Below are 24929 nucleotides of genomic sequence, written 5' to 3'. Positions count from 1 at the left end.
AGCTAAAATAGTCCTTTAACAACTGCTACGTCTTATAATGTCGTAAAAAAAAAGAGCAACCTAGAAAGTTGCTCTTTTCCAACCAATCGATTAATTGACGGGTCTTACTGATCGCTGCAACCCTTGCTGAATACCCTGCACAAACCCTTCAGGCGAAGCTTGTTGCTCCACCGTACGGTTTTGTTCTTGTTCAGGGTAGTATTCCTCCAGCACCTCTAACCCTTCCTCTATATCCGTTTCAAACCGTGCATTGGCAAAACCCTTCCTTGCGGTAAAGTCTAATGATTCTATGAATACACCTAACTTTTTCAACTAACTACAAATGTGTTGCACTTGGGATTTGAATCTGCGACTTTAAAAAATATTCATCTTAAATTTTATACTTATTTTACGCAAAATTTACGATAATTTTATTATATATCAATAAATTAAACCATAACATACATTACTTCAATGACTACTAATTTAAAGTGTTATGAAAAAATTATACCATCTACTTTTTAGCCTTATACCGCTCTATTCAAGTTATGCTTTTGCTACTGGAGATGAAAGCTCTCCCGCTTTAAGCTTTTCAGGTAATGTATCATTGGCCAGCGACTACCGCTGGCGCGGCCAAACGCAAACCCAGAATGATCCGGCCTTGCAGGGAAACTTTGTTTTAAGCCATGCTTCAGGATTTTATCTTGCTGCATTTGCATCGAATGTTGATTTTGATGACGAAGTAAATTTAGAACTGGATCCCCAGATCGGCTATACAGCGCCAATCGCGCTAGGTTCAATCCATCCTGCAGTTGATCTAGGCATGCTGCGCTACAATTACATCGGCAACAGCGATTTAAATTATAATGAATACTATTTCAAAATGATCTTTAATGCGTTGCTGCATCAGAACGATAGCTTTACACCAAGCATAAGCTATACCTATAACTATGGCGGCAAAGCTACCAGTGACAGTATAGGTAAAGATATCTCAAATTGGTATTTTAATGTCTTATATGCTACACCGATTGCTCAAACTAATTTTGGCACAAATGTTAGCTTAGGTTATTCCAAAGCAAATCAGGACATTTATGGTTCTGAAGCAAAAGACCATTTTTTTGATTGGAAAATTGGTGCAACTTACCGCTATAAGCCAATGGGAATAAATGCAGAATTAGCAGCGGTTGGTAGTAATTTAAAAACCAAAGACTTTACAAGTCAAAATAAAAAAGGGGTAAAAACTGAAGCAGTATTCACCCTGACTAAATCTTTTTAAAAGTTAAATGCCAATAGTATCAGCAATTCTATTGGCATAATTATTTTACTTGAGTGATTTCAATATATGATCTATCTCACTTCGATTAAAACCTCTTTCTTTAAAAATAGTATGAATTATTTTTTTCATACTTTTTGACGCATACTGGTATTTCTTTACTAAAATGTCAGAATCAATTTCCTGTAAACTATACTTCAAATACAATTCTTCATTGAGCTTCTGATTTCTAGCATCATGTTCATTATTTATCGTGTTATACATTTTTAAGCAGTTAAATATCCCAATGTTGTTCGATCAAAGTAATTTGGCTGTACATATACTGATGCTCAGCACGTTTAACTGCACACCATAATTCCATAAATCTTTTGCCGAGATATTTTTGCAAAACAGTATTCCGGTGAAAAAATGTTAAAGCATCCAGCTGATTCGTACTTAAAAAGTGCGGCTGATGTTTATTTTTTATCTGAGTGGCTTGCTGTGGAATTTCCAGATTCTGTGTCAACCCATGCAGTGTGCCGATCAAAATCAGGGCTGCAGTTAAATAAGGATTGCAATCCGCACCTGCAACACGATATTCCAAGCGTTGATTTTCATTGTCCGAACATGGTATGCGAATGGCCACATTGCGGTTATTCACGCCCCAATTAGCTTCTAAGGGCACATGGTTTCCAGCTTTAAACCGGCGGAATGAGTTTACATTCGGGGCAAGCACGGCCATGGACGGCGGCAGCAAGACTATCAGCCCGCTGATCGCCTTTAATAATTGCCGTGACGGTAAAGGATTCTGCTTCATGCTGAAAATATTCTGCTGGTCTTGATTTAACAAACTCATGTGAAAGTGCATGCCGCTGCCCGCTTTATTCAGATCAGGCTTAGCCAAAAAGCTTGCATGTAACCCATGTTCTACAGCGACTTGCTTAATGGTGCGCTTTAGCATCATGATCTGATCGCATAGCTTCAAAATATCACCGCTATGCTGAATATTAATTTCGTATTGCCCGGAAGATGATTCCGAGACTAAGCCTGTAATCTGAATCCCCTGCAAAAGGGCAATCCGTTCAATTTCATCCAGAACGTCTTGATATTTATCTTGCGCATTCACATCAAAACATTGATTTAAATAAATCTGATTGGAGCCAGATTTTTCATTGCTGTCAAATAAATAAAACTCCAATTCTACGGCCATGCAAGGATAAAAGTTTTGATCATGCAGCGCTCTTAAACTTTTTTTTAAAATATTGCGCGGTTCAACTTCGCAATCTTGATGATTGTCATCTTTCATGGTTAGGAATAACTGTGCCTTGGACTCTGGATTTAAAGCGCAGGGCTGCAGGCTTCCCAATATAGGTTTACATAAATAATCCGGCTCACCGATCGATTTTCCTAAACCCGATTCTTCAATCACTTCTCCATCAAGACTCATGGCATAAATAGACATTGGGAAATAACAGCCTTGTGCAATATTTTTTAGACCGACAATATCTATGCGCTTGCCGCGGACATGACCATTCAGATCGTGCAGGCAAATCTCAACATGACGGGTATTGGGATAGCGCTGCAAATAGTTTTCGATTTCTTCTGAAAATAGAATATCTTCAATATCGCAGCATTGACGCGCAGATGGCATGGATTCAGGGACCGCTTCTACGTCAGCTATATTATGTCTAGCCATGAGTAAATTACTCATTATTTTGTCCTGTTAAATATTAACAATGATCAAAATAAAACAAGTTCTACCGAATGTAACGTAAATAAACCGTAAAAAAGCACCCAACTAATATGATTATTTTTTAAACTATTAAAACCACGAAAAAGCTAATTTAAAATAAGTTAAAACATAAAAATAACAATAGACTCATGTAAAATAAATGGCATATTTAATATTAATAAATCTTCAAAAATCGCAAACCCACTCCCGGTTCAGTAATAATATATTTAGGCTGCACAGCATTATCATTTAACTTCACTCTTAATTTAGCTACCAGAATCCTTAAATAATGCGTATCTTCTTGGTGCGTTGGCCCCCACAGCTCTTTCAGTATTTGCGGCTGGGTAATCAATTGGCCTTTATTTTTCGCCAATAAATTCAGCAGCTGATATTCTTTGCGCGTTAAGGAGAGCAATTGTTGATTTAAAAAAACCTGCCGTTTGGAAAAATCGATTTTTAATACGCCATCATCAAAAATTGTCGTATAAACAGTACTATGCTGATGCTGCCTAAGCAGTACACGAATGCGCGCCATCAGCTCCTGAACACTAAACGGCTTGGTCACATAATCATTTGCGCCAGCATCCAGAAGCTTCACTTTTTCTTCTTCATTTGCCCGCACAGACAGCACTATCACTGGAACGTGCGACCATGTGCGAAGCTCAGACAAAACCTCATAACCATCCAAATCTGGCAAACCCAAATCGAGGATCACTAAATCCGCACCTTGCAAAGCTAGGAGTTCCAAGCCCTTTTGGCCATTTTCAGCCAAAAGCGTTTTATAGCCTTGCGCTCTGAGTGCTATATCCAAGAATTTTCGAATCTGATTTTCGTCATCAATAATCAAGACATTGGTCATGGAGCTGGCTGATTCATTCTGTTCTGGCATTTTCCCACCTAAAAGCTGCTAGATGCTTTAAGTAATTTGCTGAATAGGAAGCTGTATGCGGATACATGTTCCTTGATTGTTCTTGCCTGATGATGCCATGATTTTCCCCATATGCGCACCCACAATCGCTTTCACAATCGTCAAGCCCAATCCTGTACCATATTGCCCGCGGTCACCGCGCTGCATGGTATAAAACATGTCAAAAATGCGTTCCCGCTCACCTTCCGGGATACCCTGCCCCTTATCAGTTATGGCAATTTCGATCTCATTTTCATTCACCTGCTGCACCTCAATCATCACAGCTTTATTCTCTGGTGAAAATTTTGCGGCATTTTCCAGCACATTAAAAATGGCCTGTTCAATCAAGGCGGCATGTACAAATAAACTCAAAGATTCTTGAGGCGCACGCACTTCAACCAATGCATCTGGCATATAACGGTTTAAACGGCGCACTGCTGAACCGATCAGTTCATCAACTCCAATCCAGTCCCGCTTCAAGCTTAAGCCTTCATGGCCTAAACGGGTCATATCCAGTAGGTTTTGAATATAGCGGTCTAAACGCTCCCCCTCTAAATGAATCGCTTCCAGCAAGCTGTCCTGATCATTTTCATTCATGGAATGGCGGTAAGTGCTCAAAGTATCCGCTGCTCCAATCATCGACGCCAAAGGCGAGCGTAAATCGTGCGATACGGATGATAATAATGCCGAGCGCAATTTTTCCGTTTCAGAATTCACATTGGCTATTTCCAAAGCCTTGGTCAGCTGGGTGCGGAAAATCGCCTGCGCAAGATACTCTACCATGAGTTCAGCGAGCTGTTTTTGCTCCGTATTGATTACTGCTTGCACATCTTTAAGTTTCAACCCCACCACGCCTAAGCATTGCTTGGAAGCCAATAAGGGCAAAAACCACCACTCATTTTCCGTCAAGGTTTGGGTAAAGCGACCGGACGGTTGATGGTTTTTGAATGTCCAATCGGCTGAAATTTTTTCTTTATTACTCATGATAGTGGATGATGCTTGAGTTGCTGCAGTATCTGGGAAATACAGCCAGACATCTGCATTGAGATTTTTACTCAGGCTATGTTCAGCAATCTCCTTGATTTGTGCCAAATCTAATGCTGTGGACAGCTTCTGCCCTAAATCCTGCATAATGCTGTTATAACTGTTCGCCGTTTTGAGTGCAGTCACCTGCTCTTTCAAACGTGACGCTAATCGGCTCGAAATTAAAGCCGCGCCCAAAAATGCAATCACGGTGACAATCCCCTGATGTGCAGAAATTTGAAATGTAAATTGCGGGGAAATAAAGAAAAAATTATAAGCTAGAAAGAATAGGATGGCTGAAAAAGCTGCAGCCAGCATCCGTGTTTTTGATGCCACAAAAACCACAGCGGTGATAAAAATCACCGAAAGATCTTCAATCCCTAAATACTTTTCCCCTAAGCTTGCAATCACAATGCTGATGACCGTGGTGGCTAGTACGTACTGTATTTCTCTTAGCGACAAGAATGCCCTTTGAGTGAAAAAGGACAGATGCTTATTCTCTGCAATAATCGGCACAATACTGAGTTCAAAACTGGGCCGGTATTGCAACAACTGATCAATCAAATTGAGCCTTAAATTCAGAGAAAACTTTTGCGGAGCCGCTTGCGCTAAAACTAAGGTTGAAATGCCGCGGTCCATCACATAATCAAATAAAGTTTTAGCATGTTGCTGGCCGTGAAGGACTTCTGTCATTCCGCCCATTTGACGCGTTAAGTTTAAAGCCCGTTCTATTTCACGGCTTTGCGAGTTTTCCTGTTTATTCATGATTTGCGTATCATGAGAAAAAGCAACAACCGTCCAGTTTGCCACACGATGCTCGGCAATACGACATCCAGTCCGAACTAAAGCTTCAGAATGCCCTTTACCATCAATCATAATTAAGACATGATTTTTTAAGGGGATTTGAGCAAGCCCTTGAATGGCGAAATTTTCGCGTACATCATTATCAACATAATTGGCAACGGTTTGCATTGCCAGTTCACGCAGTGCCGTTAAGTTGGAGCTGTTGAAAAATCGCTGTAAGGCCTGTTCCGCCTGCTCAGGCACATAAACCTTCCCTTGGTTTAAGCGCTCCAACAGCTCATTCACAGGCAAATCAATTAAGCGGATATCTCTAATCCGTTCGAACACCCGGTCTGGCACGGTTTCAGTGACACGAATCCCAGTGATTTGATATACCACATCATTCAAACTTTCCAAATGCTGAATGTTCATGGTGGTAAAAACATCAATACCAGCATCTAATAATTCATTGATGTCTTGCCAGCGTTTTTCATGACGGCTGCCGGGCATATTAGTGTGGGCAAATTCATCCACCAAAACAATACTGGGCTTTTTATCCAAAACGGCATCTAGATTCATTTCCTCCAGATGCTGCCCTTGATATTCAATAGCCTTGCGCGGAATTATATCTAAACCAGAAATTAAATTTTCAGTTTCTCTACGGCCATGCGTTTCTACATAGCCAATGACGATATTAATACCCTGCAGCGCCAGTTCATGCGCACGAACCAGCATGGCAAAGGTCTTTCCCACGCCCGGAGCTGCGCCTAAAAAAATCGTCAGCCGCCCAGACTGATAACGCTGTGTATGTTGCAGCAAAACATCGGCTTTATTGGTTCGTGGATCAGTCATAGAAGTAATCTTTATTTATTGCTTTAAAAGATGTTTTTAAATTCATTTAAATGCGTCTAAAGTCAGCTTGGCTATTGCTGGGCAATATGGATGCCACCGTTGGGCGGAGGTATAGAACATCCCCTCGCCCAACAATCGTATATAACTTAATTCAGATTATTCAATAGCTTTCAATCACTATATTTTAATCATCAAGCCATTCATATCACTTCCCGCCCCGATCCAAAGCCAAATTCAATTCAAGCACATTGACACGTGCCTGCCCTAAAATCCCAAAAATCGGCTGAACCGTATGCGACTGAATCAGTTTTTCGACATTCTGTTCAGGCATATGCCGTGCATGGGCAATCCGCTTCACTTGAATCATGGCTGATTGCACGCTAATTTCAGGGTCGATGCCGCTGCCTGAAGCGGTGACCAGATCCGCAGGAATTTTAGATTTTTCAATCTGTTCCTTCGCTGCGATTCGATTCAGCCGTTCCTCTATGGCTTTCTGCAGTTCAGGATTGGTTCTCGCCATGTTGCTTCCGGCCATCGCCATAGGATCATAATTTGCGGCAGATGGACGCGGATGGAAATATTGAACTTGGACAAAAGGCTGTGCCACTAAGCGTGAACCGATCACTTGATTATTTTCGACAATCAAGCTGCCGTTGGCTTGTTTTGGAAAGAGCATTTGTCCTAAGCTGGTTGCAGCAGCACTATATACAAAGCCGCATAAGCCTAGAGCAATGATGGTCATTCCAAACGAAGCGCGCAGTTTCTCACCCCATGATGAGTCTGCCAATTGATGATTTTGCATATTCACTTTGTCATCCTCAAAAAATTTATAGGGCCAAGATTGGACTGATCAGCAGATCAATCGCTTTAATGGCAATAAACGGTAGCAGCACCCCGCCCACACCATAAATCAGCATGTTGCGGCGCAATAATTGGGTAGATGTCGAAGGTTTGAATTTCACACCGCGCAGTGCAATTGGAATCAGCAGAGGAATAATGATCGCATTAAAGATCAGCGCAGACAGGATGGCACTTTCAGAACTGCCTAGTTGCATGACATTTAACACATGCATTTGCGGAATTGCCGCGACGAATAATGCCGGCAAAATTGCAAAATACTTTGATACGTCATTCGCCAAGGAAAAGGTGGTTAATGCACCGCGAGTAATCAGCTGCTGTTTGCCTATTTCAACCACAGATAGCAATTTGGTTGGATCAGAATCTAAGTCCACCATATTGCCTGCTTCTTTGGCTGCTTGCGTTCCCGAGTTCATGGCTAAGCCAATATCTGCTTGGGCCAACGCCGGTGCATCATTAGTACCGTCACCGACCATCGCTACCAAATGTCCTTTGTTTTGCTCGGTTCGAATGCATGTGAGTTTATCTTCTGGTTTCGCTTCAGCGATATAATCATCCACACCAGCCTCTGCTGCGATGGCCGCTGCTGTGAGCGGATTATCTCCGGTCACCATCACAGTTTTAATGCCCATTTCACGTAAGCGCGCAAATTTTTCTTTAATGCCTTGCTTAATCACGTCTGATAGTTCAATGACACCCAACAAATTCTGGTCTTTAGCCACGACCAGCGGCGTTGCCCCTTTTGAAGCTATTTGTTCTACGCGCGCTTTCAATTCGGCATGATTTTCAAGGTTTTGCGAAGCGAATTTAAGAATGGCATCCATAGCGCCTTTACGCGCTTGATGACCATCCGCCAAGTTAAGGCCTGAAATGCGTGTGGACGCATTAAAAGCGATAAATTCAGCCTGTTCAGGCTCGGCCACTCTTTCACCTTGCTCTTTGGCCAAAGCAACCACCGATTTACCTTCTGGCGTTGGATCGGCCAAAGAAGTCAGTACCGCCGCTTGGCGAAGTTCAGACTCCGTCACTCCTGTTAAGGGATAAAAAGCAGTCGCCTGACGGTCACCGTAAGTAATAGTTCCGGTTTTATCGAGTAGTAAAACATCTATATCGCCTGCAACTTCAACCGCCTTGCCTGATTTGGCAATCACATTGGCTTTGAGCGCTCTGTTCATCCCTGCAATTCCAATAGCTGGCAATAAACCGCCGATGGTGGTTGGAATTAAGCAAACCAATAGCGCCACCAATAAAATCGGGCTGATTTCAATATGCAGGAAATGTCCAATCAACGGCAGGCTGACCACGACGATGATAAAAGTCACAGTCATCACGGTCAGTAAAATACCTAAAGCTATTTCATTCGGTGTTTTTTGACGGTTTGAGCCTTCGACCAAAGCAATCATTCGATCAAGGAAACTATTTCCCGCCTCTGCCGTCACTTGAACGATGATCCGGTCGGTTAAGACTTTGGTTCCCCCAATCACCCCTGATTTATCCGTGCCCGCTTCACGCAGTACCGGCGCAGATTCACCTGTTACAGCAGCTTCATTGATCGTAGCAAAGCCTTGAATGATCTCACCATCTGCGGGAATGAACTCCCCTGCACGCACTTCAATCAAGTCATGCATTTTCAATTCAGCCGCTGAAATCTGCACCCCATCCATATCATCTTTAGAATGGATCCGGCGCGCCGTCAAATTTTGACGCGCTTGACGCAGGGATGACGCCTGCCCGCGGCCTTTAGCTTCGGCAAGGGCTTCAGCATAATTGGCAAAGAGAACAGTCACAAATAAAATCAATGTCACCAATAAGCCAAAAACCAGACTGGCTTGCCCCAAAATTGTACTAACCAGTGTAATCAGCGTCCCAAGCCAAACGATGGCCATCACCGGATTTTTAATCACATGCTGCGGTAGCAGTTTAATAAAGGCATTTTTCCATGATTCAGCTTGAAATAAGGTTGAAGCGATAGTGTTTTGCTGTGTTTGAACAGTTTGTTTTGAATGATTCATTGTACTCACCCTTAACCTTGAACCAATAACAGATGATCAGCAATTGGCCCCAAGACCAGGACTGGCATAAATTGCAATAAGGTCAACATCACCACAATGGCGATTAAAGTCAGTGCGAATGTTGGCGTTTCGACTTTTAAACTGCCGCTGCTTTCAGGTGCTTGGCGTTTGGCAGCTAAACGTGTAGCGATGATTAAAGGAATAATTAATGTCGGGAAACGGCCGAGCAATAAAGCAATACCGCATGTGACATTCCACCACACGGTATTATCTGATAGCCCTTCAAAGCCTGAGCCATTGTTGGCAAATGCAGACACATATTCGTACAGCACTTGAGAAATGCCGTGGTATTGCGGATTACTGTTGCCCGTCAATTCAGGAAAAAATACAGTTATTGCGGTTAAACCAAGAATGACGATGGGTTGGATCAAAATCACAACAGCGAGCAGCTTGATTTCACCGGCTTCAATTTTGCGGCCAAACAATTCTGGGGTGCGGCCGGTCATTAAGCCTGCAATAAAGACTGCTAAAAACAGATAAATAATGAATTGCTGTAAACCACAGCCAATCCCGCCCCAAATGGCATTGATCAGCATATTGGACAATTGCACCATACCTGTGAGCGGTGCAGATGAATCATGCATCATATCCACTGAGCCGTTATTGACTTGGGTGGTGACCGCTGACCACAAAGCAGATGATGCCTCGCCAAAACGCACTTCTTTACCTTCCATGGCGGAAAGCAATGTCGAAGTCGATGAAAGGCTTTCTGACCAGATAGCGCTAGTCGCAGAAATGATCGACATCAGCAGCATTGAAGCAAAGACCAAGCCTGCGAATTTGGCGCGTTTGGTGAAAAAGCCCAGCATAAAAATCACCGAAACAGGGATCAGTAAAATCGCAAGCATTTCCAGAAAGTTTGACAATGGTGTAGGATTTTCCAAAGGTACACTGCTGTTCGGACCATACCAGCCACCACCATTACTGCCCAATTGCTTAATTGCTACCATGGGCGCAACAGGGCCTAAAGGTATTTTTTGCGTTGTTAATTCGCTGCTTTGGTCGATGACTTGAACTTCTGGGCCGCCTTGAAAAGTCGATGGTACGCCTTGGCTAGTGAGCAATAATGACCAAACCATGCATAAAGGAATCAGAAAGCGGAACGTCGGACGAATCACATCGGCCCAATAGTTGCCGATATTAATTTGTTGCACTTTATGCTTAAAGCTGGTCTGTTGATCGGTTTCAGAAAGTGCATTGGATTGTTTGTAGAACAGTGCTCGAACTGTAGCCACCACCATCGCCAGGCCCATCATCGGCGTGATGATCTGCAAGCCGACAATGCCGACCATTTGCGATAAATATGACAGTTGCACCTGTCCTGAATAGTGCTGCTGGTTGGTATTGGTCAGAAACGAAATCATGGTATGCAGCGCCAAATCCCATGACATATTCGGTGCATGGTTTGGGTTCAACGGCAGGCTGGCTTGAACCATAAATAGAGTCCAAGTCACTAAACCGATCACTGCACAGCTCATGATAAAATTGAATGAATAGGTTTTGACATTCATCCCCCGTTTGGGATTGATTCCTAAAACCGCGTAAATGGGCTTTTCAATCCAATTGAATAGAGGATCAATTTTCATATCGCGGTTGTGCATAATTGCTGCGAGGTATTTACCCAAGGGATAAGCCAGAACAAAGACGATGGCTAAAAGCAAAGCAAACTCTAACATGGCATTTCACTCCTATGTTTCAGAGCTGAAATCTGCTTAAAGAAGTTGAAATAAGATATATTTTGATTGTTTTGTACAACGCAATTTTTTTGATGCTGTACCTGCTGATGCGCGTGAATGACCGCACTCATGTTTTTCATCCTAAGTATTGGGATATTCCACTATCTAGTATGAAAAATAAAACCGTAAAGTCTCTATCCATAACTTTGGATGCCGCGTAAAGAAAGCGTAAAAATTTGGCTCAGTGAATTTATAAATGCAGAAAAATATCTTAAAAGTGATGGCTATTATTATTCTGTGACTCACTTTATTTATGGATATAATTTCAGTACTTAAAGCCTTATTTTTAGGTTTTATAGAAGGTTTAACGGAGTTTTTACCCATTTCCAGTACTGGTCATTTAATTTTATTTGGCCATTTAATTGATTTTCATTCAGACTCAGGCCGTGTCTTTGAAGTTGTCATTCAACTGGGCGCAATCTTAGCCGTTTGTTGGCTCTACCGTAAAAAAATTATTAATCTACTACATGGTTTTATATCAGGTGATTACCATGCGAGACGTTTTGCGATAAATGTCTTCATTGCATTTATTCCTGCAGTAGTGATCGGAGTTATAGCTGTTGATTTTATTAAACAAGTTTTATTCAGTCCTTCGGTTGTTGCATCTGCACTGATTATTGGTGCACTGTTAATTTTTGCTGTAGAAGCTAAAAATTTTAAAGTCCAAACCATTGAGGCAACCAATATTGGATTCAAACAGGCCATTGTTATTGGTTTGGTTCAATGTCTTGCGATGATTCCGGGGACTTCACGGTCTGGTGCAACCATTATTGGGGGGATGTTGGCGGGTTTATCACGTAAAGCAGCTACTGAATTTTCTTTTTTCCTTGCCATACCAACAATGCTTGGTGCCGCTACTTATGACATATTTCGCAACGTTGATGTTTTAACTTCAGAAAATTTATTGAATATTTCCGTAGGCTTTGTAACCGCATTCATCGCAGCTTTGCTTGTGGTAAAAGCCATGGTTAAATTTGTAGAAAAACATACTTTAAAAGTTTTTGCTTGGTATCGTTTGGTATTAGGTTCAATCATCTTATTTATTTTTTAATACAAGCAAAAAAATAAATAAATTAAAGAGAACTCGCTGTTCTCTTTAAGTTTTTTTAATTTACAACCCGTACATTCTGCTGCAAGCTTTTCTGAATCTCTTGTACAACACCCTCTCCCTGATGGAACTTAGGCCCTGATTTAGATCCCTTTTTGGTTCTAGTTTGCAGGGGTTCAGATTCAATAAGTTCATCTATATCAAACTCCTTAACTACCTCCAAGCCTTCCTCCATGTCTACGTCCATCCTTCCATTCCCAAAACCCTTCCTTGCCGTAAAGTCCAAAGCCTCCTGATAAAACCCAGCCTGCTTACTCTGCTCATCCATTTGCTTCGCTTGCATAATGGCTTCATTCAAGCTAATCCCCTCCCTTAAAGTTAAATCCACGTAATACACTGGTTGACGATAACTCTGTGTCGTACTCTTGCCCCGCAATATCAACTGCAATGGGAGGCAAGACAACAAACCATTTGATGCCGCATGGTAATAACTCAGCCGTGCAGCCAAAGTTCGAATGCTGTTAAAACCCGTGGTTCTAAAGATAAAAGTTCCAAATTCATCCGATTCATCCAAGTTCACATGCAAACGCCCGTAGGGCTTGCAGCTCCCTCCTTGAGCCAATGGACATAAATCAGGGGATGGACAGGGATGTTGCTCCACGCCTTGATTGGTTAAACGTTGGCAGGTTTCTCCATTACCGACACAGACGGGACGACCGGTCTGTCGGTCAAATAAGGTGTATTCAGCGCGTAAGTTCAGATCAGGATCATTGAAGATCATTCTGACGGGGATTGAGCGTAGCTTTTGATTCGGAGCATTCGCTCGGAGCTGTTCATCCAGTGGATGCTTCACCCAGCCTTCTTTGCTTTGAATCTGAGAAGTAATGGTGAACTGGTCATCTTTTTCAGGCAATCGCTTACCATTCTTTTCGATCATACGACCGATACTGATACGCCCCAGAATTGGTGGAGTAATAGCTAAACCTTTAATCATGTTGATATTCCTTAATGTATTACCTTACAAATTTGGGTCTATGTATGTAGGTCAGAACAAGGACCAAATAAGTTACCCAAAGAATGTAGAGCCAGATAAAGTGCTACAGAAATCGCGACCGATTTGCTCTCTACCGAAGGGTAGAGAGCGGGGAGCGATTTTTGTGAATTTTCGATTGGGTGCTGTGGATCGGGCTTAGTCGGTATAGATGTTGAATCGACGACTGCCCTGCTTTTGAAGTGGATAAAGCTCGATGAGTTCAGGCTGGTGCTGAAGCAATGCTTTGGTATTGAGACTGATAGAGTCCTTAGCTTTCTTCCAGACTACTGAGCCATTTGCAAAGACTGCCCTTTCCTTGTCTTGCATCATCATCTGGATTTCATGTTTAAGCTGGTCAAAGCTTTCCTGCTGATTCTGAATCTCTTCCTTCATTTTGATGAGCTGGTCGAACATCAAATTGGCATTTTCATTTTGCGAGAGATCCTCTACGGTTAAAGGTACATGCGCTGGATAGAGTTGTTGAATCGCTTTAGCTGCGGATTCACTTGCATCCACGGATGGTGGTGTATCCTTTTCCACGCATTCCCAGAAATATCGTTCTGCTTGAACAATATGTTCAATCACGGATTCTGATCGTGTCACTTTGAAGATCTTGGTTTCATGCCCACAGATCAAGACACAAACATGCGCTGCCTGTTTACCAGTCACTGCCAGTTGATGTTGTACCTGACAAAGCACATATAAAGGCACACCATCACGCCACAATTTTGCTCCATGCTCACCTGCTGTTTTGCATTCCAAAATTTGGACTTCATCGCTACCGACTACGCTGTAATCCAGATTGGCTAACATAAAGTGTTTATCGGGATCAGGATGCTGAAGTACTGCATTGATCCGTCGCACCTTGTTATGGGTGCGCATGCTATAGAACTCTGCCACCAAAGGTTCTAGCTGCTTGCCCCAATACAGCGGTGCTACACCTGAGCTTTCATCTTCTATGGATTGAGCCTGTCGTCCGGTTTTGATTAACCAGAGTTCCAGCATCGACATATAGGGATTGAGACCACAGGCAGTCGCGGCATCACTGCTGCCAATGCCTTGCCTACGAACTTCAAGCCAGTCCTGATATTCCATCCCTTTGGTATTAACCAATCGCTTGGCTGCTGTTGAGCGTTTGGTGGTGATGCTTGGATTGACTACAATCTTTGATCCTACCGTCGTAGACTGATGGGAAATAGATACAATTTGATTCATGGAATTATCCTTATAAATTCTGATCTCTGTAAAAGAAATGCATAAAAAAGCCATACCCGACACGAGGTCGGGCATGGCGATTTGTTTGCTGTTTTAATTGAGGGGGTTACATGAGTGCTATGACTAGCATTTGTTTGGGGGTGACTTGATTTCGACATAAGTGAGTCAATTAATTTCAGGCGATCAAAGCAAGTGCTTGCTCCAATCCTCGTTGTTTCAAACCCGCACCTGCACCGAACCAAGCTGAATCAAGACGGTGATCTGTACTCATGGCACGTCGTTCATGATCCACAAATTCTGTGATCGAACACAGTAAACCATAAGCCGTATCTTTAGCTGATGACAATTCAGCACCGCGTCCTTGTCCATTAAACATCTCTAAAGCTTTATTCATGGCACGACCATTCGGTTCAGGCTTTTTCTCCTGAACTTGCTGCGCGACATTACGATAAAACTGAATGATGTTTTCTTCAGGATCGGAAATTGACATGGTGCTATTATTAAACACGGCATCAAAGTAAGCTTTGGCTTCCTGCTGACTCACCTTACGCTGTGTGAGTTGTTTCATTTCATACATGTGCTCATCCCAGGCACGAACTGAAATACCCAATTGCTGCTTCACTTTCTCTGCATCAAACTTGGTACTATGTGGAACCTTCACTACACCTGCACTACTGCTCTGTCCACGTAGAGCAATGGCTAAAGTGTTGTTACAGACCACCCTAATACTTGTGAATTGTGCCGTCGTTGCCAACGTGCCGTCACACGCAGTAGCCAGCAAGATATAACCATTACTGACATCCTTAGACTTTAATGCAGTGCTTTGCCCGGTACGTGCCAAAGCCCAGAACTTCTTCCCACCTTTCAAAACCCCTGCGGTTTCCAACTCAAAGCCTGATTGTTCAGTCAGATCACGATAGAACTCCAAAATCTCTTTGGGTTGTACTTCCTGATAACGCTGACTGACCACAGATAACGGTGCATGAGTATCTGAGCGATACAGTACACGCTGTTCCTCAAATGGCATGATAATGCTTTGACCACGTTCATTCTGAGCCATGTAACTGACATCAGATGATTCGATGCGCCAATCCATCCCTGCTTGCTGTGCCCAGACTTCCAGTGGTTGATTCGGACTTAGCTGATTTCCTAAGCCATGCCAAGGTGTTTCGCCAACATAGGCTATTTGTTCAATTTGATGTGCCATTGCTTTGATCTCCTATGCTAACTCAACGAAAGTTTTGCTGACATTGATTACAGTGATAGTAGGTCATGGTGATAGGCTTTTTCGGCTCATCAAACACACTACTGAATAGACCACCAATGACTACACCTGCAAGCCCGCCAAGCAGTAGTGATACAGGCAAAGGTAAACCCTTTGAAATGGATGCACCGATGGTTGCGAACGAAGCTGATGCTGCTAGACCTGTAGAATCAGAACCACTCACCTGCTGATTAACCACTTGAATAACCTGATCGGAAAAACAATAAGGACAATTTAAACTCATAATATATACCTCTAGAAATGACAAAGGCTCACCGATTGGTAAGCCTTGCAAAGTTAAAAACCTCGTTTTCATCTAGATAATGTATATCTGAGATTATTTTCATTTAGCGTCTATCATACTGCACTCTTAACTGACCTTTACCAAATACTCTTCGTCCTTTTGGCTTTACACGTAAGTATTGAAGAGTACGTTTGTGATGATCAGCAATGTATTGCATTGCCTCAATGAAATTTGTCACTTGGGTTGAATCACGACGATAAATCACACCGATCCCTAGCTTATTCTCTCTTCGAAGTTTCGCTATACGTTCACGGTTCCAGCAATTATAGCCTTGACCAAAATCCCTAGTAATATCCCTCCATAGCTCAATAATTTCATTTCCCCAATATGCTGCGCTTCCATCACGATAGGCATTATCATAAATGATTGCTAAGTGACAGTGAAAACCTTTACTTTTACCGCCTTGCTCCACTCCCCATATATACCCGATCACATGTTTAAATATGCCATCTTTATTTTGGATACGGTTAAGCAGTATATCTAAGTCCTTATAAATATCTTCAACTCTAATTCGACTAGAATATTCTTGCAAATAACCCAAGTCTACACGAGCAACTAATATTCGACTGCATTTATTAAGTATTGAACTACAATATTCCTGCACTTCAATTTTATTTTCATCTTTCTGTTTTTCAATAGTTTCATAATCTTTCTTGAAAAGCTCAAATAAATCTAAAAACCATTTTCTCATCTCTCTGTACTCAATTATCTTTAACTCGTCCATAAGTTCAAGATAACCAGAGTCTATTCTCTGTAAGTCATATCTCAGAATTACAAAGAATTTAAGATAACCTGTGTATTCATCATCAGGATCATAAATATCATTAAAGTCTAATAACAGATTAGTAAGCTGTGAATAGAATCCATCCCATTTTGTACGTTCTCTTTTTAAACGTTTTAAAAATTTCTCAATCTCAAGTGTAAGTTTTTCCTGATTAATTAAAACTCTCATGTTTAAACCTATGTGTGTGACAGTTACATAAGAGATAGGGAATTCAGTATATATATACGTTTACTTTACAATAAAGTGTTACCTAATAAACGATTAGATTAATAACCAAAGCTTTAGGGAGTCCAAATTCCTCCTGTAGTACAGTACCTATTCTCCACATGAAAAACTTTTCCTCCCTGCTTTAAGCTTAAATTCATGCAGGCTCTAGTCTCAAAAAAGCTAGAATTAAGGAATAAAATGAATTTTAGACTATATCGTTTTAGTACCTAATTTTAGTTATAAAAAAATTAAATTAAAAACTTATATTGCCTAAACATTGTTTATTTATACCCCCCTTATCCCTTAGTAGAAAGCTTTTAAAAATATAGTGCAAAACAAGGGGAAATAGAGCGAAAAACTTAGTAGAAGGTATTGTTTTTATTGCCTAAAGTATGACGTAAGCTTTTTAGAAACAGGATACAAAATGCGCAATTCTGAACTAGACAATCTTAAATCATTCCTGACACAACTTCGAGATGAAGATCTTATCTGGGTACTGTATGTCTATCATCGCCCAAATATTGATAACAATCGCAGAATACGGGAGAGCAACGATGCTATAGAAAAAGACATCGCAAAACTGAACAGCCTAGATAAACTCAGGAACATAAGTAAATTTATAATTGATGAAATGAATAATAGTAGTGATGATGATATCTATTATTTTTTACGTGATTTAAAGGATTTTCAATCTAGAATCACAATACATTCTTTTGACTTTAATAAAATTAAAGATAATCAAAGATTCTTACAATTTGCATGCAAAGTCTTGAATGAAAAAGAAGGAGATCGCTTAATTTTAGATATAAAAAATCTATACTTCCAGCTCCTTTATCTGGCTTATACAATCCCTTTTTATTATGAAAATTCTAGATCAATTGAAAATATATATTATCGATTTGACAAAATATACACAAAATTCAACAGTCATTTTAAATCACCATGCTCTGATTTTTTTGTATGGGCTAAAAAGCATATTAATGAAAACTCAGAATTTAGGAGATACAGAAGAGATGCATCACATGTATCTGAATATGAGACTTTAATTAATTCAATATTTGATATTATCTATTATGAAGATGAAAATATTCACTATGCTCTAAGAAAAAAATTATCTAATGCGTGGTATCAAAAAAAGCACCGTGAGGAGAAAAAGGTGAAAAAACCTAACTATTACGCATTAACCAAAAGAGCTAGAGAAGCGTTGCTTACATTAGCTTTCAAGAATGGTGTGTCCGAAGAGCAAATGATCGAAAGACTCATCAATGAAACCTATGCCAAAGAATGCTGTTCAGTCGATGGAGAAAACCTATATTTGTAAAAATAATCTTTCCACCAGTCACACCCAATCTAGTCCATTATATAACTAAGATTGGGTTTGTGCGTGCAGACCTAATGAAAATAGGTATCTTAATAAAATTTTATTGATTTAAGCTCATATTCACTTTGCTTAAAGCACTTTTAAACGGCTTTGTTGCACAAAGATTTCATAACTATATGATTTAAAAAGTTTTGATTATTTTTTGATCCAAAGTTAAATTTATTTAAATCAGATACTTACATATTTATACAACAAAGCCTCGGTAGTGTAAAAATGACCCCCTAACGGCATTTAAAAACTGACCCCCTTGGTTAATATTGCGCTCGGTTATATGCCGAGCGAATTCTGTTCTGTGACACATGAGCAAGTTGCCGTTCAATGGGATCGGGATTAAACAAATTTAATTCGTTCACAACTGGACTGAATAGCGCTCTCAAACAGTGTTTGTTCATTCAACCTGTATAAATAAGCATGCTCTAATATTTTAAAGTTTAGCCTTAGCTGCTTGTAACTGCTTCTTGAAGAATGCATTAGAATTCGGATTATAGTAAAAATCATGAATAAAAACTCTTTCGTTCATTCCATACATTTTTTCTTCCACCAAGCACTCTATAGTTATACGTATAAGCCTGTAAATTTCATAGACACGATCATAGCAGTCAAATATAGTTTTTTCAGACACAGAGAAACCAAATTCAGCTAATTTTTTTCTTGCGAGCTTGGCACATGAGATATCCGAGTCCACAACATATTGAGGGGACTCTTTGAACAATGGTTTATCGAGATTATTACCTTTCTTAAGTATCAAATGCCATGCACCGATTAAGGCAATCCAATTAGCCGAACTATCTGAAAAAATGGGATTATGTCCTAATCGCTCTTCAATATTTATTAGGAACTTCTTCAGATCATTCTTAGTCTTTAGCTTATAAAATCCATCATATTCAATCCCCTTTAATGACTTGGCCTTACCCCTAGCCTTAATGGCAGCTGCTACTTTTTCATAATCTTCCAAATCATTTAAGTTAACAATCTGATCTTCGGAATAATACTCTGCAATTAAGTTATTTTTAAAAACTTCAAACTCTAGAAATAACATCGCCCTATAGAAAAGTTTATTTAAAAAACTCTCATTGATGACTTTATTCTTTTTTTGATATTTAGCTAGTGTTAAAAAATTAAAATCTAGAAATTTACTAAGCACCCCTATACTTATATTATCGTACTCAAAATATAGAACTTGACTAACAATTTTAAAAGCAGCAGCACCAGTAATTAACTGAATTGGATTTTGTATTAATATTTCATTTAAATCTTGCTTATAATGATCAATTTTAAAACCCACCGACTCTATTTGTTGAATTAGGTAGGCACGATATTTTTCTTGCATTTGAAAATAGATATCATTTTCAATTAATTCACCCTTTCCAAAAGCTAACTCAAAATCTACTCCTATCAATAACAAATGCTTGTAATGCTCCCTTATCAACATGCCCTCAGACCTACGATAAGCCAATGAATCAATAGTAGCTAATAACTTACTATATATACTTAACTTCTCTGTTGAGAAGCTCTGCATGGCTGCAACATCATGAAAATATAAATAATCTAATAGTGTGACTGTGCTGTTTTGAAAATCGTTAAGTTTTGGCATAAATGTGTATTCTTAAAAAAGTTCCCCTTATTTCAGAATTATTACCCATTTCATCTTATTTACAATTATTTCAGTTGATTTAGTTACCTAGACCTTAGCTCTATGTACTAAGAATTCGAAAAATTAACATTCTTTTAAAAGGTTCCCAAATGAGTACAGTAAAAATGAATTTATCAGACTATTTATTCATGCAATTTAAAACCATGACTCCCACTCTTGAACAAGTGGCAGCCATGTATTACCCCCATCTAAGTAAAGCAAAAATATTAGAAAAAGCGAGAAAAAAGGAATTTCCATTTATTTGCTACAAGATAGATGAAAGTCAAAAATCACCATACTTAGTTGATATTTTTGACTTAGCTTTTGTTTTAGACAAACGTTACAACGAACAAGCTAAAGAGTATGAAATTTTTACGAAGTCAGCTCTAACGAATTCTCAAAATTAAGGGTCTGTTTTCTTCGTTTAACCGATACATACCTTTCCAAACTCCCCCATGAATCGTGCAAACTAATTTGCTGTATCTGGGGGATAGTGAAACCTTGCTCAGCTAAACGGGTACACCCTTCATGTCTCAAATCATGGAATTTTAAATCATCTATTCCAAGCAACTTACAAGCTTTTCTAAATTCACCACCTATTGTTTTTGGACTAAGAGGTATCAGATATTCATCGCCATAGCCTCTTTTCAACATTCTAGCTCTAACTTCCTGCTCCGATAAAAGCTCAATAATTTTTTTACACTGAGGTAATACATTAAACTCCTTATGATTCCCTTTAGAGCCCGTTGGGTTTTTCAAATCACGTATTTTCCATGAGTTGTTATGCCTGTCAAAATCTATTAATTTCATTCGAGTGATTTCCGCTTCACGTCTACATGAGTAGATCGCAAACCAGATAATTAAATGCATTGGATAGCTATAGTTCGGATTACGCCATTTTTGTACAAAATATTTTGTAAGTGCCATCAGCTCATCATTGGTCGGGAGCCTATCTCTTTTCTGACTTGAAGAAATTTGGCGTGTTTTTCGTAATTGCGCTGTCGCTTTGTCAAAGGCATTTAGATCAATATCTATATCCCACATCACCGCTGCATGAGATAGCACCCCTCTAATATGTAACAACTCATGCTGGAGTGTACTAGATGCAACAGGGTCAAGTCCTAGATCTTCAATGCCCTTTTTGCGTAGGGCCACGTGTTCAGCAATATGAGTCGATTTAATTTTTGTGATAACATGCCGCGCGATTGGAAACTTCTGAATAAGTTTGAGTGAATATGTTTTAGTTCGTCCATACTCAGCTCCCACTTCCGCCAAATATTTCGAAATAGCGTTAGAAAGAGTTAGATCTATTACATCTTCTTGACCAAACAAAATTTCAGGATTTTCTTCTATTTCAGCTTCCCTTTTTGCTAACCAAATTGCTGCAACTTTCTTCGATCCAAATGTTTTACTTTCTTTATATATTGGTAAATCTTTTCGATTGATTCGAATTTCAGCACGATAGCGTATTGATCCATTGACTAACTTACGCTGCGTGATTGTACCCATTTTTACGCCTTATGATATTTTTACTTATTATGGCGTATTTATGGCGTAAATCAAATTTTAAAAAGAGCAAAAAAAGATGAAATAGATGCAAATAAATTCAACACAACACTGATTCAATAGGTTGATTTTCAATGAGTATTTTATCAAAACCAAGCAACACACAGAATCCTCGAATCAGTGTTGCACCGATGATGGATTGGACCACCAAAGATTATCGTTTCTTTGCACGTTTATTTAATCCAAATGTCATCCTCTATACAGAGATGGTGACCACTGGCGCGATTTTATTTGGTGGCGCGAACCGTCATTTAGACTTCAACAAAGAAGAACATCCGATTGTGCTCCAGCTGGGTGGTTCGAATCCTAAAGACCTAGCAACTTGTACTAAAATGGCACAAGACTGGGGCTATGACGAAGTGAACCTTAATGTAGGTTGCCCAAGCGATCGCGTACAAAACAATAAAATTGGTGCATGCCTCATGGCTGAGCCTGATTTAGTAGCAGAATGTATTGCAGAAATGCAAAATGCTGTGGATATTCCAGTGACGGTTAAACATCGTATTGGTATTGATGACATGCAGTCTTATGAAGAAATGTTGCACTTTGTCGACACTGTTGCCAAAACTGGATGTAATAACTTTATTGTGCATGCACGTATTGCTTTACTCAAAGGCTTATCACCCAAAGAAAACCGTGATGTACCCCCCTTACGCTATGAAGATGTCTACCGCTTAAAACAAGAGCGCCCGAATCTGTTAATTGAAATTAATGGTGGTATTAAGACCTTTGCCGAAACCGAAGAACATTTGAAGCATGTTGATGGGGTCATGATTGGACGTGAGGCCTACCATAATCCCTACCTTTTGGCAGAAATGGGGCAATTATGGAATTTGGAAGCACCTGACCGCTTTGAGATTATGCACAGCATGATGCCATATATTTCGCAGCGTATGGCTGAAGGCGCGCCTTTATCTATTATCACTCGTCATATTTTAGGCCTATTCCAAAACTTACCAGGCGCACGTAAATGGCGTCAGGCACTCAGTGGTGGTAATGCAAAAACACTCAAAGATGTTGAAACAGCATTGTTTAATATTCAAGATGCGATGAAGCGTACTGAAGAGTATGTGCGTGAACACCAAGCTTAAGTCAGTTCTACTTTAGCTCGAACCAATTAAAAAAAGCCCTCAATCATTGAGGGCTTTTTTGATTCAAGCTTTCAGCTTGTAATGCGAAGTTGAGTCAAGAAATGAAGGCTTAAAGCAACTCATCTGTTTCAGCTTCATGATGTAATGCATCATGAATAGCCTCAACCAACTGCTGTGCAATCTCTTGCTTGGAAGCTTTTTCTAAATCGCGCTTTTCCATTTGATACTGTTCTGCAAAAAACACAATCATGGCATTTTCATCAGAAGCAAAGCCAATATCTAGACGGGATACATCATTGCAAGCAATCATATCGAGCTTCTTGGCAACCAATTTACCGGCAGCATATTCTTCCACATTGCGCGTTTCAGCAGCAAAGCCCACCATAAATGGACGTTTATCCTGCTGGGCAATCGTCGCCACAATATCTGGGTTTTTAATCAGCGCAACATTTAACTCATCGCCTGCTTTCTTAATCTTATGCTCAGCCACTTCTGCCACACGGTAATCCGCCACTGCTGCAGTTGCAATAAAGACATCACACCCTTGATCCAACTGTTGCATGCTGTGATCAAGCATTTGTCTTGCTGATTGTACATTAATACGGCGTACACCATTGGGGGTGTCCAGACTCACAGGCCCAGCCAACAATGTTACTTTTGCACCAGCAGCATAACATGCCGCTGCCAAAGCAAAGCCCATTTTGCCAGTACTGTGATTGGAAATATAGCGCACAGGGTCAATCGCTTCACGGGTTGGACCTGCCGTAATCGTGACACGTTTTCCAGCCAACAAGCCAAATTTTTCCGCAATTGCACGTTGCGCACGGTGGAAGTATTCAGTCACTTGATTTGCTAGATCTTCGGGCTCAGGCATACGGCCCAAACCTACATCACCACAGGCTTGTGAACCTGCGTCAGGCATAATCACATGCACGCCATCTTCAATGAGCGTATTTAAATTGCGCTGTGTTGCTTTGGCAGCCCACATTTGTTGATTCATGGCTGGGGCAACCCAGACAGGCGCTTTCGTCGCCAAGTAAAGCGTCGAAAGTAAATCATCCGCCAAACCCGCTGCAAATTTTGCCAAGCTATCACAACTGGCAGGAGCCACCAGCAATAAGTCCGCCCAACGCGCAAGCTCAATGTGCCCCATACCTGCTTCTGCTTCTGGATCGAGCAATGTTGTATGCACAGGATTACCCGAAAGCGCCTGAAATGTTAATGGCGTAATAAAGGCTTGTGCACCGGCGGTCATGACCACACGTACATTAAATCCAGCGTCTTTTAAACGACGAACCAAAATCGCACTTTTATAGGCAGCAATCCCACCCGTAACAGCCAAAACAATGTTTTTATTTGGAATGACACTCAAGTCGAAGCTCACAAACAGGCTTCCTATCTGTTGCAGTGGCGCTCACAATAGCATTAAATATGGACAGACCCAAGATTGCACTTGGAAAAACAACGACAACTCATAATAAAAAAGTCTAACAAAAATGAATTTCTCAATTAAACATTGGCCCAGTCAAGAACGGCCTCGTGAACGCTTACTCCAACAAGGTGCACAAAGCTTATCCGATGCTGAACTACTTGCGATTTTTTTACGCTCAGGCTCACAACAACATTCCGCCGTAGAATTGGCAAGGTTATTAATTCAACACTTTGGAAGCCTAGGCCCTATCCTCAATGCTTCTTTAAGTGATCTCAGCCAATTTCATGGCATCGGCGCAACCAAATATGCACAGCTCATGGCGGTCAAAGAACTTGGCAAACGCTACATTAGCCAGCAAATGAGTCAGAATGCACTGACTTTAAATCACTCTACGCAGTTGATTGATTTTTTACGTTTTGAATTTTTATCCGAGACTCAAGAAGTTTTTGCAGTACTGTGTCTCGATGCACATTTAAGAAAAATAAACTTTAAAAAATTGTTTTTTGGCGCTGTTAATTCCTGTGAAATTTCGATCAATCAATTGTTACGCTATGCCATTTCACAACATGCAAGCGCGATCGTGATTGCACACAATCATCCCTTTGGCATGCCATCTCCATCTGAAGCTGATCGCGTGCTCACCGCACAAATTCATCAAGCTTGCCAACTCCTCGAAATCCAGTTAATTGACCACTGCATTATTGCGCAGGAGGGAAATTATTCTTTTGCTGAACACGGGCTCATCAATCATTAAAAACTGTCGTTTTCATATATTGA

21 protein-coding genes and 2 pseudogenes are annotated in these 24929 nt (G+C 40.5%); 6 read left to right on the top strand and 17 right to left on the bottom strand.

What is annotated here, in order from left to right:
• Positions 1 to 90 precede the first annotated feature (90 nt).
• Positions 91 to 279, bottom strand: a pseudogene (locus C9E88_RS17895) (hypothetical protein); the annotation flags it as partial.
• Positions 280 to 475: 196 nt separating this feature from the next.
• Between C9E88_RS17895 and C9E88_RS02855 the strand changes: the two are divergent.
• Positions 476 to 1255 (top strand): TorF family putative porin, encoded by a 780-nt coding sequence (locus tag C9E88_RS02855; protein ID WP_106984591.1) that lies wholly within the window; start codon positions 476 to 478, stop codon positions 1253 to 1255.
• Positions 1256 to 1300: 45 nt separating this feature from the next.
• Here C9E88_RS02855 and C9E88_RS17940 read toward each other — a convergent pair whose 3' ends face one another.
• The 7 genes from C9E88_RS17940 to kdpA form a co-directional block, all read right to left on the bottom strand.
• Entirely contained in the window at positions 1301 to 1516 is a 216-nt protein-coding gene (locus C9E88_RS17940) for a hypothetical protein (protein ID WP_106984590.1), read from the bottom strand.
• A gap of 10 nt (positions 1517 to 1526) precedes the next feature.
• Positions 1527 to 2942 carry a glutamine synthetase family protein gene (locus tag C9E88_RS02845; RefSeq protein ID WP_106984589.1) on the bottom strand — a complete coding sequence of 472 codons (1416 nt, stop codon included), beginning with the start codon at positions 2940 to 2942 and terminating at the stop codon, positions 1527 to 1529.
• Between the two features lie 196 nt (positions 2943 to 3138).
• Entirely contained in the window at positions 3139 to 3852 is a 714-nt protein-coding gene (locus C9E88_RS02840; RefSeq protein WP_010115588.1) for a response regulator, read from the bottom strand.
• Between the two features lie 27 nt (positions 3853 to 3879).
• Positions 3880 to 6528 carry a sensor histidine kinase gene (locus C9E88_RS02835; protein ID WP_106984588.1) on the bottom strand — a complete coding sequence of 883 codons (2649 nt, stop codon included), beginning with the start codon at positions 6526 to 6528 and terminating at the stop codon, positions 3880 to 3882.
• 205 nt (positions 6529 to 6733) lie between these two features.
• Positions 6734 to 7330: a potassium-transporting ATPase subunit KdpC gene (kdpC, locus tag C9E88_RS02830; protein ID WP_227865915.1), complete on the bottom strand. Its 597-nt coding sequence runs from the start codon at positions 7328 to 7330 to the stop codon at positions 6734 to 6736.
• Between the two features lie 25 nt (positions 7331 to 7355).
• Positions 7356 to 9398 (bottom strand): potassium-transporting ATPase subunit KdpB, encoded by a 2043-nt coding sequence (gene kdpB, locus C9E88_RS02825; protein WP_106984586.1) that lies wholly within the window; start codon positions 9396 to 9398, stop codon positions 7356 to 7358.
• Between the two features lie 11 nt (positions 9399 to 9409).
• Complete coding sequence (gene kdpA / locus C9E88_RS02820; RefSeq protein WP_106984585.1) at positions 9410 to 11134, bottom strand: potassium-transporting ATPase subunit KdpA; 1725 nt, start codon at positions 11132 to 11134, stop codon at positions 9410 to 9412.
• Positions 11135 to 11447: 313 nt separating this feature from the next.
• Here kdpA and C9E88_RS02815 point away from each other — a divergent pair, with 313 nt between their 5' ends.
• On the top strand, positions 11448 to 12245 hold the full coding sequence (locus C9E88_RS02815; protein WP_004281622.1) for an undecaprenyl-diphosphate phosphatase: 798 nt from the start codon (positions 11448 to 11450) through the stop codon (positions 12243 to 12245).
• A 55-nt stretch (positions 12246 to 12300) separates the two neighbouring features.
• On the opposite strand, the gene C9E88_RS02810 is transcribed toward C9E88_RS02815, so the two are convergent.
• The 5 genes from C9E88_RS02810 to C9E88_RS02790 form a co-directional block, all read right to left on the bottom strand.
• On the bottom strand, positions 12301 to 13236 hold the full coding sequence (locus tag C9E88_RS02810; RefSeq protein WP_106984584.1) for a recombination directionality factor: 936 nt from the start codon (positions 13234 to 13236) through the stop codon (positions 12301 to 12303).
• 195 nt (positions 13237 to 13431) lie between these two features.
• The gene (locus C9E88_RS02805; protein WP_106984582.1) at positions 13432 to 14490 is read right to left on the bottom strand and encodes a YqaJ viral recombinase family nuclease; all 1059 of its coding nucleotides are present in this window, start codon (positions 14488 to 14490) and stop codon (positions 13432 to 13434) included.
• A gap of 175 nt (positions 14491 to 14665) precedes the next feature.
• Positions 14666 to 15697, bottom strand: coding sequence for a DUF932 domain-containing protein (locus C9E88_RS02800; protein WP_106984581.1), 1032 nt, complete (start codon positions 15695 to 15697; stop codon positions 14666 to 14668).
• Positions 15698 to 15719: 22 nt separating this feature from the next.
• Complete coding sequence (locus C9E88_RS02795) at positions 15720 to 15998, bottom strand: hypothetical protein (RefSeq protein ID WP_106984580.1); 279 nt, start codon at positions 15996 to 15998, stop codon at positions 15720 to 15722.
• Between the two features lie 103 nt (positions 15999 to 16101).
• Positions 16102 to 17010, bottom strand: coding sequence for a YagK/YfjJ domain-containing protein (locus C9E88_RS02790; protein WP_106984579.1), 909 nt, complete (start codon positions 17008 to 17010; stop codon positions 16102 to 16104).
• A 463-nt stretch (positions 17011 to 17473) separates the two neighbouring features.
• Here C9E88_RS02790 and C9E88_RS02785 point away from each other — a divergent pair, with 463 nt between their 5' ends.
• Positions 17474 to 18370, top strand: coding sequence for a hypothetical protein (locus C9E88_RS02785; protein ID WP_106984578.1), 897 nt, complete (start codon positions 17474 to 17476; stop codon positions 18368 to 18370).
• Between the two features lie 311 nt (positions 18371 to 18681).
• On the opposite strand, the pseudogene C9E88_RS17730 reads toward C9E88_RS02785, so the two are convergent.
• Positions 18682 to 18807, bottom strand: a pseudogene (locus C9E88_RS17730) (tyrosine-type recombinase/integrase); the annotation flags it as partial.
• Positions 18808 to 18854: 47 nt separating this feature from the next.
• Entirely contained in the window at positions 18855 to 20024 is a 1170-nt protein-coding gene (locus tag C9E88_RS02775) for a hypothetical protein (protein WP_227865850.1), read from the bottom strand.
• A gap of 149 nt (positions 20025 to 20173) precedes the next feature.
• Here C9E88_RS02775 and C9E88_RS02770 point away from each other — a divergent pair, with 149 nt between their 5' ends.
• Positions 20174 to 20470 (top strand): pyocin activator PrtN family protein, encoded by a 297-nt coding sequence (locus C9E88_RS02770; RefSeq protein WP_029574588.1) that lies wholly within the window; start codon positions 20174 to 20176, stop codon positions 20468 to 20470.
• On the opposite strand, the gene C9E88_RS02765 is transcribed toward C9E88_RS02770, so the two are convergent.
• The gene (locus C9E88_RS02765) at positions 20436 to 21572 is read right to left on the bottom strand and encodes a site-specific integrase (RefSeq protein WP_010115612.1); all 1137 of its coding nucleotides are present in this window, start codon (positions 21570 to 21572) and stop codon (positions 20436 to 20438) included. The genes C9E88_RS02770 and C9E88_RS02765 overlap by 35 nt on opposite strands.
• 131 nt (positions 21573 to 21703) lie before the next feature.
• Between C9E88_RS02765 and dusA the strand changes: the two genes are divergently transcribed.
• A complete protein-coding gene (dusA, locus tag C9E88_RS02760) occupies positions 21704 to 22720 on the top strand; it encodes a tRNA dihydrouridine(20/20a) synthase DusA (RefSeq protein ID WP_106984577.1) in 1017 nt (338 codons plus the stop codon).
• A 109-nt stretch (positions 22721 to 22829) separates the two neighbouring features.
• On the opposite strand, the gene coaBC is transcribed toward dusA, so the two are convergent.
• A complete protein-coding gene (coaBC, locus tag C9E88_RS02755) occupies positions 22830 to 24104 on the bottom strand; it encodes a bifunctional phosphopantothenoylcysteine decarboxylase/phosphopantothenate--cysteine ligase CoaBC (RefSeq protein WP_106984576.1) in 1275 nt (424 codons plus the stop codon).
• A 112-nt stretch (positions 24105 to 24216) separates the two neighbouring features.
• Between coaBC and radC the strand changes: the two genes are divergently transcribed.
• On the top strand, positions 24217 to 24906 hold the full coding sequence (gene radC, locus C9E88_RS02750) for a RadC family protein (RefSeq protein WP_106984575.1): 690 nt from the start codon (positions 24217 to 24219) through the stop codon (positions 24904 to 24906).
• Positions 24907 to 24929 lie beyond the last annotated feature (23 nt).

This window comes from Acinetobacter cumulans (assembly GCF_003024525.3).
In the GTDB taxonomy this organism is placed as follows: Bacteria; Pseudomonadota; Gammaproteobacteria; order Pseudomonadales; family Moraxellaceae; genus Acinetobacter; species Acinetobacter cumulans.
Note: the sequence above shows the minus strand (reverse complement) of the source record. Positions and strands in the feature narration are given on the sequence as shown.

Coding starts and splice junctions, on each gene's coding strand:
- C9E88_RS02770 (WP_029574588.1), top strand. CDS start 20,174: ATGAGTACAGTAAAAATGAATTTATCAGACTATTTATTCATGCAATTT.
- C9E88_RS02795 (WP_106984580.1), bottom strand. CDS start 15,998: ATGAGTTTAAATTGTCCTTATTGTTTTTCCGATCAGGTTATTCAAGTG.
- radC (WP_106984575.1), top strand. CDS start 24,217: ATGAATTTCTCAATTAAACATTGGCCCAGTCAAGAACGGCCTCGTGAA.
- C9E88_RS02785 (WP_106984578.1), top strand. CDS start 17,474: ATGCGCAATTCTGAACTAGACAATCTTAAATCATTCCTGACACAACTT.
- C9E88_RS02855 (WP_106984591.1), top strand. CDS start 476: ATGAAAAAATTATACCATCTACTTTTTAGCCTTATACCGCTCTATTCA.
- C9E88_RS02790 (WP_106984579.1), bottom strand. CDS start 17,010: ATGAGAGTTTTAATTAATCAGGAAAAACTTACACTTGAGATTGAGAAA.
- C9E88_RS02765 (WP_010115612.1), bottom strand. CDS start 21,572: ATGGGTACAATCACGCAGCGTAAGTTAGTCAATGGATCAATACGCTAT.
- C9E88_RS02800 (WP_106984581.1), bottom strand. CDS start 15,697: ATGGCACATCAAATTGAACAAATAGCCTATGTTGGCGAAACACCTTGG.
- C9E88_RS02840 (WP_010115588.1), bottom strand. CDS start 3,852: ATGCCAGAACAGAATGAATCAGCCAGCTCCATGACCAATGTCTTGATT.
- C9E88_RS17940 (WP_106984590.1), bottom strand. CDS start 1,516: ATGTATAACACGATAAATAATGAACATGATGCTAGAAATCAGAAGCTC.
- C9E88_RS02845 (WP_106984589.1), bottom strand. CDS start 2,942: ATGAGTAATTTACTCATGGCTAGACATAATATAGCTGACGTAGAAGCG.
- dusA (WP_106984577.1), top strand. CDS start 21,704: ATGAGTATTTTATCAAAACCAAGCAACACACAGAATCCTCGAATCAGT.
- kdpB (WP_106984586.1), bottom strand. CDS start 9,398: ATGAATCATTCAAAACAAACTGTTCAAACACAGCAAAACACTATCGCT.
- C9E88_RS02835 (WP_106984588.1), bottom strand. CDS start 6,528: ATGACTGATCCACGAACCAATAAAGCCGATGTTTTGCTGCAACATACA.
- kdpA (WP_106984585.1), bottom strand. CDS start 11,134: ATGTTAGAGTTTGCTTTGCTTTTAGCCATCGTCTTTGTTCTGGCTTAT.
- C9E88_RS02775 (WP_227865850.1), bottom strand. CDS start 20,024: ATGCCAAAACTTAACGATTTTCAAAACAGCACAGTCACACTATTAGAT.
- C9E88_RS02810 (WP_106984584.1), bottom strand. CDS start 13,236: ATGATTAAAGGTTTAGCTATTACTCCACCAATTCTGGGGCGTATCAGT.
- C9E88_RS02815 (WP_004281622.1), top strand. CDS start 11,448: ATGGATATAATTTCAGTACTTAAAGCCTTATTTTTAGGTTTTATAGAA.
- C9E88_RS02805 (WP_106984582.1), bottom strand. CDS start 14,490: ATGAATCAAATTGTATCTATTTCCCATCAGTCTACGACGGTAGGATCA.
- kdpC (WP_227865915.1), bottom strand. CDS start 7,330: ATGCAAAATCATCAATTGGCAGACTCATCATGGGGTGAGAAACTGCGC.